Raw genomic sequence first — 13,096 nt, 5'->3', positions numbered from 1 at the left:
CGACGTTGGCATCGGGACAACCAGCCCGGCTGCCACCGTGGACGTCGAGAACAGCGGCGATACGTTCATCAATCTGACCGATTCCTCGGCCGGAGTCTTCTGGAGGTTCCAGCACCAGAGCTCTGACTCGTCGTTTGTGATCACCAAGCAAGGTACGGGCAATGCCGAGCTCAAGGTGACCGACAATGGCGGTTCGGGTCCCTGCATCGAGCTCCGAGACTCGGACGACGCGGGAACGAGCGCGTGCACGATCTTGAACGGTGTCCTAAACTGTGCCACCGGGACTTGCCCTTGAGCTAGCCCGGCGAGAAGACCAGGCAATCATAGGGGGCGGCCACTCGGCTGCCCCTTTTCTTGTTGCGCAACCGGACCTTCCATGGGTTCGACCGGCGACGGCCTCGGCGAATCTCGTAGCCGCGGCGTTGAGGAGGAAGAGCCCCGGCCGAATGGCTCTCGGGCTCTCTCCTCTGGGAGCTGTGTCCCCGGGGGGAGCTTTTGATCACGGACGATCGACGACCAGCAGAGGGTCATCGACCAGCAGCGGACGACGACCGATGCCCAGCGCCGGCTGGTCGGCGACCAGAGGGGGATTCTCTGCGGGGTCACAGCCAGGCCCGAGGCATTGGAGCCACGGGAGTAGCCTGATCGGTGACGGGCCGTTATACTCCGCCCACCCTAGGCAAGAAACGAACGGAGGTTCGGACAATGAAGGGAAGATGTATTACGGGGACGGCCCGGCTCGCACCGCTGGTGTTGCTGTCATTGGTCGTAGTGCTGGCCCTAGGCGCTCGGGCCGCGCCCGGAGCGGACCTGGCGGCGATGGAGGTGCGGGGCGGAGAGATCGCATTCAGGCCTTCGAGCGGCGACGCCTTGGCCCTCACGGTCGTCGGCAACGGCTATCGTTGGCAACAGAGCTTCGCCGTCGGTCAGACGCCCTCGTTCGCTCCGGTGGACCGGGGCGGCTTCATGCTGCCCGACGGCCTCTACACCTGGGAGCTGGTTGAAAACCCGAGGCTCCCGGCCGCGAGCGCGGTCGCCCAGGGCGCGCCCGCAAACGGCAGGGCGACCCACCAGATGCCGGCCCCCGCTGGACGGCGGCAGTCCGGTTCGTTTTCGATACTGAACGGCAGGATGGTGGATTCAAAGCTGGTGGAGCCCGATGCTGCCGCGACGGGCGGTCCTCGCTCCGTTTCCTACACCGAAGCCGAGGCTGCGGCGCAAGCCGCGGACCACTATTACGATGCCGACGATGCCGCCGTGGACGGTAGCGAGTGATCGAATTCCCAGGAGGAGCACAGCGATGAGAATCAAGAAAGCGGCCGTCTACACCGCGATTGCCGTGGCAGGGTTGGCCCTGACCGTGGCGGGCCCTGCATCAGCAGTCATATTCCACAACACCAGCGGCTCGATCATAGGCAGCCTGTGTGTGGGTATCGACTGCCCGAGTGGCCCGAGCTTTGGTTTCGACACGATCCGCTTGCAGGAGAACAACCTGCGGATTCATTTCAACGACACCTCGAGCTCGGCGAGCTTCCCGAAGAACGACTGGCGGATCATCGTCAACGATTCGTCGAACGGCGGGGCCGAGCACTTCACGATCGAGGACTCCACCGCGGGACGCAACGTCTTTCGGATCTTCCAAGGGTCGAGGTCGAACGGGCTCGTGGTCGATGCGACCGGCATCGGTGTCAACACCGGCAACCCGGTGGTCGAGGTCCACGTCGTCGACGGGGACTCCCCGACTCTGCGTCTCGAGCAGGACGGCTCTTCGGGTTTCACGCCCCAGACCTGGGACGTGGCCGGCAACGAGACCAACTTCTTCGTTCGCGACGTTACCGGCGGCTCCAAGCTGCCGTTCAAGATCCTGCCCGGCGCCAACGACAACAGCCTGGTTATCGCTGGCAGCAGCGACGTCGGGGTCGGGACCAACAGTCCGGCCGCCGCTTTCCACGTCAGGCGGACGACGGGCGCGGCCGCCGACCTCATGAGGCTCGCGAACAACCACGACGTTCAGTTCACGCTGAACGACGACTCGGCCGGCTTGTTCTGGAGAATGGCTACCCAGAACAGCGCCGACAAGATCGTGCTTACCCGCAGCGGCACCGGCCACGCCGAGATGGTCTTGGAGAGCAGCGGCGACGTGACGTTCTTCGGGACGGTGGCGGCGAACAACGGCGCCGACACGCTGCCGGACTACGTCTTCGAGCCGGACTACGAGATGCTGACGCTGGCCGAGCTGGAGGAGTTCGTTCGGACCGAGAAGCACCTGCCGAACGTGCCGTCCCAGAGCGACGTCACCCGGGCGGGCAAGCTCAATATGACCGAGATGCAGCTGAGGATTCTGGAGAAAGTCGAGGAGCTGGTTCTGTACACGATCGATCAGCAGAAGGTCATCGACGGCCAGCGTCGGCACATCGAGACGCTCAGCGTCCGTCTCGAGGCCCTGGAGGGGGCTTCGATCGAGTGAGGAAGTGAGGTTGCCGCCTCGATTCGGGCGGCCGGTCGAGCGGGGTAAAACTTATTAGTAATCTCTGGGTCGGATTCCCGGTGGAATTCTCCACTGACTCGGCGATTTCGTCCTGTAACAATCCGCAGCGAGCTTCGATCTTGGTAGTAGGTAAAGACAGCCGATAGCGGCGTTGAAGCTCAAAACCGTTTTTCACTGGAGGGATCAAACATGACTCGCAAACTCTGCCTCGCCCTGGCCCTGATGGCTCTCGTTTTCACCGCCACCGCTAACGCGCAGGGGATTCTGTTCGTGAAGAACGGCGTCGTGGGCGTCAACAAGAGCAATCCGTCGTGGGGACTGGACATCCAGGAGACCGTTGCCTACAAATCCCGTATCGAGGTCACCAACAACAACGGCGCGACGGCCAACCGGACCATGCTCAACCTGGTCAACAACGGCTTTCCCCGCTTCGTCATGACCGACACCAGCGCGGGCGGCGGCCAATGGCTGATGACCGGCGGCGGTACCTTCATCTTCAGTAAGGTCGGCAGCGGCACCAAGGAGATAGAGGTATTCTCCGGCGGCGACGTGATCATCGGCGGTATGCTCACCGAGGGCTCGAGCCGCTCGATCAAGACGGATTTCGAGAGCGTCGACTCTCGAGAGGTTCTCGACCGTCTGTCGGAAATGCCCCTCCAGGAGTGGCGCTACAAGCACGACGCCGCGTCCGAGCGTCACTTCGGGCCCTTCGCTGAGGACTTCCACGCGACCTTCGGGCTGGGGTCTTCGCCGGAGACGATTTCCAGCCTCGACACGAGCGGCGTGGCGATGGCCGCGGTCCAGGGTCTCTACGAGATCGTCAAAGAGAAGGACCAGGTCATCGAAACACTCGAGGCACGCTTGGCCGATCTTGAACGTATGGTTCAGGAAATGCAGTAGTCCGAGATTTGGCGCCGGGCTGATCCGACTGACCGGATCTCGGCGATCAGAAAACGACGAGCCCTCTGAGCTCCAGCCCACTGCTGGTTTTCAGAGGGCTCTTGTCTCGAGTGGATCTTGTGGTTCCCTCGTGTAGAGTTGCCAAGATGGCTCATCCTCGACAATGAGCCGGGCCAGGCGCCCGTAAAGGTTAAATCGCTTCACGGGCCTTGTGTTGGAAGTGGACAAGGCACCACGATCGTCTCGCTCATGGGAGATACAGCTCGGAGACCTGCTAAGGCTCTTTGTTGAGAGTCCCTGGCGGCTCATCGGCGCCGGCCTGGGTGGGGCGTTGGCTGCCTGTGGACTGATCTTCGTTCTGGCGCCGGTCGTCTACACGTCCTCCGCGACGTTGGTTGTCGTACCCTCGGCCTCCTCGCCGAGACATCTCCCATTTTGGCTGAACAACCAGATCGGGTCACAGGCCGTACTCGGCGAAGCCCAACAGCGCCTGCGTGCGCGTGGCGTGTTGGCCTCAGACGATTCTCTTGAGAAGGGGCGGAACGCCTCCGTTGAAATCCTCATGTCCGAGCAGCCGCGGCTAGTGCTCAAGAGCTCGGCCCGATCGCCCGCTGCCGCCGCCGCCGTGGTGAACACCTGGGCCGCGGTGTCCGTCGAGCAGACAAGAGAGCTGGTGACCGGAGCACTCGAGACCGAGATCGAGCTCGTGAAGGAACAGCTCGCCGAGGCCGAGGGCAGCCTCAGAGCTCTCGAAGGCGCTCGAGCGAGACTGTCACAGGACTACGAGATGCAGCTAGAGGTTCTCGACCAGCAGTGGAGAGCGCTGCTTTGCCAGTTCGACAGAGTGAGCGAGGATTTCCAGGCGGACTATCGAACCGAGACCGAACGGCTTTTCAACGCTCATGTCGAGGCCTGGAATGCGCCGGCGCCCTGGGTGTGGACCGGTACGCTGCGTCAGGAGCTGCTTGCCATGCGCCTCGACTTGGCGCAGGTGCCCCAGGAGTTGGCCGTAGCCGGTTCGCCAGGCGACGGGGTCCCCGCGGAAGCTCTGCAGCTTCAATCGGGTGAGTCGATAGCCGATGTCTCCGCCGTGGAGCGGAAGATCCTCGCCTTTGCGGCAACCGAGCCAGCCGAGCTGCGGGACTGGAGAATCGCCTTCATCGCGGACCTCGAATCCCTGCAGCGCTCGCGCAGTGCGGACCTTGACCACTTGCTGGAGTGGCGCCGGTCCGAACGCAGGTCCCTGGTCCGTACCCAACGGGATCGGAGAGAGCTGCTACGTGCTGAGCGCCGTGGCCGTTTGGGGCCCCTTCAAGACGAGCTGTCGACACAAGCAGAGCTCGTGGCCCGACTCACCACCAAGAAACTCGAAGCCGAGCGCGCCGCCGCTGGGCGGAAGGCTCGGGATATCATCCTCCACCAGCGGGCCGTGCCGGCGCGCCGCCCGGATTCTCGGCGTCTTCCGGAAGCCGCGGCCGCAGGGCTTTGCCTGGGGCTGCTCTCGGCGCTCGCGGGTAGTCTGGCTTCGGGCCTGTCGACCAAAGGGCCAGGACCGGCTGACGTCAGTCAAGGGGTTCCGGACGACGGGCGATGATCGCGAAGGCCGTCGCGAACACGAAGTCCCCGGGAATCAGGAGGAAGAACTGGGACGCCAACAGATAGCTGATGGTGACTAGCGGAGCCCACCAGAGCACGGGCTGGCGGCTTGACAACAGGTAGCGTGCCGCGGCGTAGAACCCCCATACCGACAGCGCGGTGAAGACGGCCAGCCCGAGCAAGCCATAGCGAAAGAAGAACGAGACCATCGAGTTGTGGAGGTGGTGGGCGCGATAGGAATCCTTGGCGTGTCGATGCACGGCGTCCGGGTTGGTCTCGGCACTCAGTTGGAAGGTTGCGCCGGATCCCTTCCCGACCACGAATCCGAGATTGTCACCGCGCATCGCTTCGACGACCGCCGCCAGCTCGGCTTCGCGCTGCTTGGAAACGAGCCTCGGGCCCGGGGGCGGGGGCTTGAAGGTGGCCTCGAATCTGGCGATCGTCGTCTTGGCCGGCTTGGCGAGTACGCTCGGGTCGACACCCAAGGCCGCTAGGAGGATGGCAAGGCCGATCAGAGCGGCGGTGGCGATGCCGCCGAGTCGGAGGTAGCCTCGCCAGGTTTGGCGACGGTCCAAGACCAAAGGCACCGCGGCCACGAACGCGATCAGCAGGACGTAAGCTCGATACGCTGATGCGGCGCCGGTGAGCACGACGGCGCCGATCGCGAGTGAGAGCCCCGCCAAACGAACTCCGCGAGCTTTCAGTGCCAGCAGGAAGAGTCCCGTAAAGGCCGCCAAGTTCTGGCACCAGAAAAGTGAGGACAGCCTCAAGACCGAGCTTCGGCCGAGAAAGAGATCACCGGCGGCGAATGCGTCCCGCAGCTGCTGGAAGGAAAGCAAGACGATCAAGAGAAGCGTCAGCCGGAGGACATCGTCCGTACTCGAAAGCGCGTTGCGCGCGAGCGTGTAGAGAAGAACAGTCAACAGCAGCTTGCCGCTGTCTCCGAGAACCAGGTGCAGTTCATGGCCTCGCAGCAGTCCGTTGATCAGGGCCAGCACGGCGATGAAGCCCAGCAGCAGCATGGCGACGTCCGCCACCCAACCCCGACCTTGCACAAGGCGGAATGTGGCGATTCCGCGCTTGCGGGCGAACAGCCTCAACGTTGCGAGGGCCGCGCCCAGGAGGGCCAGGGAGAATACCGCCAACTGCAGGCGGCGTCCCGGATAGGAGGCGTAGGGGGTAATGAGAAGAGCTGCCGCCGCCGAATTGGTGATCGCCAGGATCTTCAGCGGAGCCGGCTCCCCCAGCGCGCGTCGCAGACCGGCTACGCTCATGCGTGCACCTGTACCCTCTCGACTCCTAGCTCATCCCGATTGTGCCTAGGATACAGGTTCGGCCGCCTGCGTGGAACGCGCGCCAAGGCTCTGCCAGTAAACGAAGGCGAGGACGAAGAGCGTCACCAGCTCGGCTGCGAGGAGCCCGATCGCCATGCCTACGATTCCGTAGCGTCCGATCGCCAGCCATCCCACGGCGGCGCCGACGGCGACGGTGATCGCATTGGCAAGGAGCAGAGCGCCTTGTCTGTCGATGCCTGCCAGCAGCACCTTGAGGAAGCGCGTTGGTGCGGCGAAGATCAGGGCGATTCCGAGGACTCTGATCACGGACAGAGTCTCTCCGGCGGTCTCGTCGAAGACTACGGTAAGGGCGCGAGGCCCAAGGGCAAAGAACAGCAGCCCAGCAATCAGCGCCGCGCCGAGTAGCAATCCGATCATCTTGACCAGGACCGAGCGCAGCCGGGAGCGCTCATGCTTGAACGTGTGGGACACGTGACTGAAGCCCGCCGAGGCGAAAAGGTGCCCGAACTGGGCGAGGAAGGAGTAGAGAAGCTCGGCGATCCGGTAGTTTCCGACTCCTTCCCGGCCGACCGCCAGGCCCAGCAGGATCAGCGGGTAGTTGGCCGCCAGCCGATTCAGCGTCTCGCCCATACCCAGGGGCCAGGAATCGCGCAGGATCCGGAAGAAATCGGCTCTGCCGAGCCTTGGTGACAAGGTGCCCAGGTTCGTGCGGAACCAGCGGACTTGCAGCAGGAAAAGCAGACACATGGCGGCGACGAAGAGGGCCGGCACCAGCCAGCTTCGGTCATCGCTCGTCACCAGCACCGCGCAGCCCAGAAGATACGCCGCGAACGCGATCAGAGAGTACTTGGCGACCAGGTCGATTCGATGCAGACCATACAGCGGAAAGTCGAAAGTCGAAGCGTTGAAGGCGATGCCGAGTCCGAACAGCAGGTAGATCGCCTGGGGCGCCCCGGCCTCCCACAGGAGGGGCATGAGCAAGACCCAGAGGGCTATAGAGATGGTGATTGTCCTGATCTTGGCGCCCACCAGAGGGCCGGTCAGCGCCCGCGCTTGCTCCGGGTGGCGGGCGATCTCCCGCCAGCCGATCTGCCGGATGCCGAAATCTCCCAGACCCACAAAGACCAGCATGTAGCCGAATGCGAGGGAAACGGCGCCGAACATGGACCGCGAGAGGCGCTCGAACAGCAGTGCATTCACGACCAGGAAGGCAACCTGGCGGGACAGAGTAGCCACAACTACCCAAGAGAAAGACTTCAGCACGACCTTCAGCGCTCCGCCCGGGAGGAGCCTGGGCGTGAAGATAGTCGCGTGCCGGGAACCGGAGCGGCGACGGGTAGGTGGGTGAGGCTAGGCGCCATGATCGATCGCGATCGACTCAGAGCCGCTCGATCGCACCACATCGGCCAGACTGAAAGTAACCCCGACCAGGAGCCACGCCAGAGAGCCGGTCTGTGCCTGCACCAAGATGAGCTGAAACAGGCCGCCGAACGCCGCTGCGAGCAGCGCCCCGGTCACACCAACAGCCAACGGTCGCATCTCGGGTACCGTAGCTGAGCTCTTCAGGATCAGGCGCAGGTCGCGGCCGACCCGGAGAATAATCCAACCGAGCAGGATCATCGCCGGCAGGCCCGCCCTGACGCCGTAGTCGAGATACTGGTTGTGGGCCTTGTAGATCCTCGGTACCCGAAGCGGCTCGTCTTCCAGCGGGTTCTGTTCCCAGTCCGCAAGGAACATCCTTCCGAAGAGAGGGTTGCCAGCGATCTTCTTGACGGAAGTGACGGCGTACTCGACCCTGCGGGAGTCCGTGCTGCCGAAGCCGCGGAGCTGCCATCGCTTGGCAAGCGCACTGTACTGCGACAGCAGGACCACCCCCCCGGCCAGCAAAGCCCCCGCGACGACCACTCTCGCGATCAGAGCGCGCCGCGAGGTAGAGCGTAGGACGAGAAGCACGGGTGTGATCGCGACTACCCCGAGCATGAGCACCGCCGTTCGCGACCAGGTCAGCGAGTAGAAGAGGAGGTGAATCAAAATGGCCATGAGAAGGAGGCCCTTGTTCCACCTGCCGCGTACCAGCTCGAACGTTCCGAGCGCCATCGACAACGACGCAGCGACGATATAGGGAAAGTGGCCTCTGAGCTGGGGAATCGCCTTGGCGAGGCTGCGCAGGGAGTCCCAGCCCGACGAGAGAGCGCCGTAGTGGACGGCCAGGATCAGAATCAGCGTGATCGAAATCGTGGTTACGGTCACCAGGAGTAACGCGATTTTCCGAACGCTGGATACGGAATCGACGAGGTAGGAGCCGACCAGAAAGCCCACGAGCGGAATGCAGGTCTGGACGAAGTAGACGACACTGAGAGGACGTGGACTCACGATGAGGCCGGCAATCAGTGCGATGAAGAAGGCCAGGCCGAGGCCGCCGACGAGCCTCGCCCCCGGTGGTAGGGGGAAGCGGCCACGAAAGAGCGGGCGACCGGCAAGATAGGCCGCGACCAGGCCCGCCATAAGCACGATCCAGTGGATCTCCAGGGGCTGAGGGTCGACGCTGGCCGCCGCCGAGGGGTCGAAGATTTTGGTCAGGTTGGTCGTTTGATGAGCCGGAAGGATGAACAGGGGGATGCCCACCGCCGTGACGAAGGCCAAGCACAGCAATCGACCCGGGCGGCCCAGTGGCGCTCCCGTCGACGGGCGCATCACGTACCTGCGACCCGTTCGTCCGATTCTGCAGCCATCACGCTCCCGCTCGTCATGTCGCCTGGGAGCTTACTCAAGTGCCTCTGGGGATTCAATTTTCGGTCGTTGAGGCGTCCCAATGGAGGTCCCTGACTGCCACTCCCAGCAGCCGAATGTCTCGGGAGGGAGCCAGCTCCGGGTAGCGGCGATAGTCGCTGAAGGGCCGGAAGGCCGGCTCGGCCTCGAGCGCCAGAACCAGCCACTCGGCCTGCGGCTGCCCCAACTCGAGGCGGTGCTCTTCCCATTCTCCGGCCACGGTCAGCTCCGCGACCGTCTTCGAGTCGGCGCTAATGGTCACCGACACGGGCCGGCGTGCTCCCAGTGGGTGACCGTTGGCGAGGCTCAAGACCAGGGTGCTTCCCTTCCAGCGCAGTCCGTAAAGCGCTCGGTCGGCGGTCCATCGGAAGGTATTGGACGGGCTGCCCTCCCGGGCGTGCCAGCCGAAGCTACGGTTGCCCCGGTACCTGGGAGCCTCGGTGAAGACCAGCCGGAGAGGCACCAGGACGATTGCCAGGATGATCAGCCCTCGGGCGAGACGCTCGACCGTTCCGTTTTCGCTCCTCTCCGTCACCAGAGCGACGCAGCCAAGGAGCAGCCAGAGGAGATAGGCGATGTTCTGGAGATAGAACAGGTGCTGCACGAGGCCGTATACAGTGACGCCGACGAGGCTCGCCGCCAGGGCCACGGCGAAGCCTCGGCTGCCCGGGCCGGGCCGGGCCAGGCAGAGCGCCGCACTCAGGGCCAGCAGCGCGAGGCCGCCGAGCCCGAGAAGGCCGCTTTCCGCGGCGACGCCGAGGTAGAGACTGTGCGCCGATCCTCGATTCCGCCGCGCGCCCGGTGAGCCGGGTGGGTGGAGATTGTCGAAGGCGGGTGCATAGGAGCCCACCCCCCAGCCCAAAAGCGGCCGTTGCTCGACCATCTCGAGCGCCGCGGACCAGAGCGGCAACCGGGCCGAGAATCCGGATCGCAGCGAGCCGGCTCTCCCGCGCAGGCCTTCGAGTGAATCACTGGTTGCAACGACCACTGTGCCCGCAATCAGGAGACTGGCGGCCCCGACCAGCGCCACTCTCCGCATCTGCAATCGGCGATCGCCAAGCCTGGGTACCACGATGGCGATGGCGAAAACGACCTGTGCGAATGCCGCGATCCAGGCGCCGCGTTGCTGGCAGAGCACGAGAGACGCGGCCATGATGGCGAGAAAGACGCCGCCCAGTCGGAGCCGCAGATCGGCGTTCATACGAGACAGGGCGGCCAGAGCCAACGGGGCTGCGATCACGATGTACTCGGCGAGCCAGCCCGCGAGAAAGAAGAGCGAATGGAGCCTCCTGCTGCCGGTCTCATCGGTGACAAAGCGCCGGTATCCGCCGAGGTCGACCGCACCGGCCTGGGAGGCGAAACCGAGAAGAGAAAGCAGCGTCAGCCCGCCCAGCAGGCTCCAGGCGAGCGGTCGGATCGAGGACGCCCGAAACGCCCTCCGAACGGCAAAGAAAAGACCCAGGCCGATGACGAGATTCACCGCCGCTCGCCAGGTGTAGAGTGCGTTCGAGCTCTCGACGCCGGGAAGAGCCCGAAGGACGCCCAGCAGTATCGAGGGGTGCCAAGATGGCGGTAGGTACGGTGATGGAATCAGGCTCAGCAGGCTGACGGCGACGAAGGCGATGGCCGGCCAGGTCAGCGGCGACGGTCGCGCTCGTCCTGCGCGCCAGGCGGTTACGATCGCGGCGAGTGCCGCGGCGTCCAATGCCCCGAGGTAGGGTCCACCCGGCGGCGAGCCAAAAAGGGGCAGGGCCGCGGTCAAGGCAACTAGTCCGGCCTTCGGGCGCCATGCCCCGAAGGCCGCCACCGCGAGTGGGACGAGCCAGATCAAGCGCTCGATCATCGGGCTACTTGGTGGCTAGTTCTTTCGCCTTGAGATTGGACCTGGCCGGGGACTGTGGGTCTGCACTGTCCAGGATGGGAATCTCGCCGGTCGCGTTCGCGTCCAACTGCGCGAGGCGCCTGTCGGCGAGGCGTCGAGCCTCCGCGGTGAGGCCGGCCTTACGGATGAACAGGACGGCCGAGAACTCGATGACCAAGAAAGCGATCCCTAGCCGAAGGTTGCCGCTGGTGGCGACAGCGAGTGCCATCAAGCAGAAAAGGAGCACCAAGCCGTAGAGGGTAAGCATGACGCGGTTTCGTTCGACCCGTGTTTCGAGAAGCAGATGGTGCAAGTGCTTGCGATCGCCGTGGAATAGACCGGCAATTCGACCCATTGTTGGATGGCCGCGCAAGAATCGGTACCACATCACAAGGAGGCTATCGATGACGGGCAACCCGAGTGCCAGGATCGGCACCAGGATGGCCACGGTAGCGGACGCCTTTGCGGAACTCCTCAGGGTCATCGCCGCGAGGATAAAGCCCAGAGTGAGGGAACCCGAATCACCCATATAGATTTTCGCTGGCCGCCAGTTGTGTCGCAGAAACGCGACACATGCACCCACCGTGCAGCTCGCGGCAATGACGATCTCTGGCTGGCCTTGGAGAATGGCCAGGATCAGCAAGCTTGCCGAGATAATCGCAACGATTCCGGCGGCCAGGCCGTCAAGACCATCGATGAGGTTGATCGCATTGGTTACGCCCACAATCCAAAGTACCGACAGAACCGGGGCGAGAGCCTCGACCGAAAAGCGCGCCTCCCACGGCAATCGCAGCACCGTGAACTGCCAGCCGATTGCAACGACGATCGAAGCCGCGACGAGCTGAAAAAAGAGCTTGGTAAACGGCCCAAGGGGCACGAGATCATCCGTCAGACCCAGGGCGAAAATGATGAGCGCGGCGATTCCGAACCAGATCATCTCCTGAGCCGACAGGCCGCCGAAACGATCCTCGGAGAGAAACGCCAGACTGAGTCCCAAGGAAAAAACAATTCCACCAGCTATGGCAATGCCTCCGAGGCGGGGCATTGGCTGAGCATGACGCTTGCGGCCGCCCGGCGGGTCAACGGCTCTGAAATGAACGGCCAGTCTCACAGCCAGGGGAGTCAGCGCCAAGGTAAATACCCCCGCCAGGAGGGCCGGCACCGCCGCACGCAACCAATCCATGACGGGATTCTATTACGATAGCCACCGGTGACAGGAAAAAGCGACCACGAGCGTCGACATCAAGGCGGCAAAGCCCTAAGCTAGCGGATTCTAGTCAGGATTCTTTGGTGAGCAGGGTAACGGTCGTCGGCGCGGGAGGGATGTTGGGGCACAAACTGTGTCAGGTCCTGGCTGGGCACGAGGTCGTGGGGCTGGTCAGGAAGCCGGTGGTCGACTACGAAGAGTATTCGCAAGTGTTGACCGGCGTCTCGCTCGTCGGTGGTGTGGACGTCCTGGAAGAAGAACATCTGGCCGGCGTGCTTCGAGAGGTCCGGCCCGAGTTTGTCGTCAACTGTGTCGGCCTGGTGAAGCAACTGGAGGAGGCGGACGACCCCGTTCTGGGAGTGGCGGTCAACTCGCTGCTACCGCACCGCCTCGGACGGCTTTGTGCCGATATCGGGGCCCGCTTGATTCACATCAGCACGGACTGCGTGTTCGACGGCCAACGAGGGGCGTACACGGAATCCGACCTGCCGAACGCGCGTGACTTCTACGGGCGCAGCAAGGCGCTCGGAGAAACGCTGCCGGCCGAAACCCACGCCGTGACCCTGCGAACGTCCTTTATCGGTCGCGAGCTCAAGGCAAACACTCACGGCTTGATCGAGTGGTTTCTGGCTCAGCAGGGCGGAGCTGTCAGCGGGTTTGCGAGAGTTATCTACTCGGGCCTGACGTCGCTCGAGCTGGCCGGAGTGATCAGGCGGATCGTGGATCGGGATCCGGGATTGACCGGTGTTCACCAGGTGGCGAGTGAACCGATCAGCAAGTATGATCTCTTGATGCTGGTTCGGGAAATCTACGATCTCGATATCGATATCCGCCGAGCGGAAGAGCCAATCAGCGATCGCAGCTTGATCATGGACTCGTTCGCCGAGGCGACAGGCTTCGTGGCTCCGAGTTGGCGGGAGATGATCTCGCGCATGTATGAGGATCCGACTCCATACCAAAGGTGGAAGCAGTAGGAGAAG

General features: G+C 63.7%; 11 protein-coding genes. 6 read left to right on the top strand and 5 right to left on the bottom strand.

What is annotated here, in order from left to right; genetic code table 11:
• The 5 genes from GY769_23860 to GY769_23840 all read left to right on the top strand — a co-directional run.
• A partial coding sequence (locus GY769_23860; GenBank protein ID MCP4204956.1) for a hypothetical protein occupies positions 1-295 on the top strand: 295 nt, incomplete at its 5' end.
• Between the two features lie 410 nt (positions 296-705).
• Positions 706-1,275 (top strand): hypothetical protein, encoded by a 570-nt coding sequence (locus GY769_23855; protein ID MCP4204955.1) that lies wholly within the window; start codon positions 706-708, stop codon positions 1,273-1,275.
• Between the two features lie 25 nt (positions 1,276-1,300).
• Entirely contained in the window at positions 1,301-2,467 is a 1,167-nt protein-coding gene (locus GY769_23850) for a hypothetical protein (protein MCP4204954.1), read from the top strand.
• A 210-nt stretch (positions 2,468-2,677) separates the two neighbouring features.
• The gene (locus GY769_23845; protein MCP4204953.1) at positions 2,678-3,388 is read left to right on the top strand and encodes a tail fiber domain-containing protein; all 711 of its coding nucleotides are present in this window, start codon (positions 2,678-2,680) and stop codon (positions 3,386-3,388) included.
• 562 nt (positions 3,389-3,950) lie between these two features.
• Positions 3,951-4,982 carry a hypothetical protein gene (locus GY769_23840; protein ID MCP4204952.1) on the top strand — a complete coding sequence of 344 codons (1,032 nt, stop codon included), beginning with the start codon at positions 3,951-3,953 and terminating at the stop codon, positions 4,980-4,982.
• Here GY769_23840 and GY769_23835 read toward each other — a convergent pair.
• From GY769_23835 to GY769_23815, 5 genes are all read right to left on the bottom strand, one after another.
• On the bottom strand, positions 4,951-6,258 hold the full coding sequence (locus tag GY769_23835) for a hypothetical protein (protein ID MCP4204951.1): 1,308 nt from the start codon (positions 6,256-6,258) through the stop codon (positions 4,951-4,953). The genes GY769_23840 and GY769_23835 overlap by 32 nt on opposite strands.
• Before the next feature lie 45 nt (positions 6,259-6,303).
• Positions 6,304-7,542, bottom strand: coding sequence for an oligosaccharide flippase family protein (locus tag GY769_23830; protein MCP4204950.1), 1,239 nt, complete (start codon positions 7,540-7,542; stop codon positions 6,304-6,306).
• 87 nt (positions 7,543-7,629) lie between these two features.
• Positions 7,630-8,973 carry an O-antigen ligase family protein gene (locus GY769_23825; GenBank protein ID MCP4204949.1) on the bottom strand — a complete coding sequence of 448 codons (1,344 nt, stop codon included), beginning with the start codon at positions 8,971-8,973 and terminating at the stop codon, positions 7,630-7,632.
• A 91-nt stretch (positions 8,974-9,064) separates the two neighbouring features.
• Entirely contained in the window at positions 9,065-10,891 is a 1,827-nt protein-coding gene (locus GY769_23820; GenBank protein ID MCP4204948.1) for an O-antigen ligase family protein, read from the bottom strand.
• 4 nt (positions 10,892-10,895) lie between these two features.
• Positions 10,896-12,092, bottom strand: a complete 1,197-nt coding sequence (locus GY769_23815) for an undecaprenyl/decaprenyl-phosphate alpha-N-acetylglucosaminyl 1-phosphate transferase (protein ID MCP4204947.1) — start codon at positions 12,090-12,092, stop codon at positions 10,896-10,898.
• A gap of 140 nt (positions 12,093-12,232) precedes the next feature.
• Between GY769_23815 and GY769_23810 the strand changes: the two genes are divergently transcribed.
• On the top strand, positions 12,233-13,090 hold the full coding sequence (locus GY769_23810) for an SDR family oxidoreductase (protein MCP4204946.1): 858 nt from the start codon (positions 12,233-12,235) through the stop codon (positions 13,088-13,090).
• Positions 13,091-13,096: the final 6 nt, after the last annotated feature.

The organism is bacterium (genome assembly GCA_024224155.1).
In the GTDB taxonomy this organism is placed as follows: domain Bacteria; phylum Acidobacteriota; class Thermoanaerobaculia; order Multivoradales; family JAHEKO01; genus CALZIK01.
This window is presented reverse-complemented; position numbering and strand designations above follow the sequence as displayed.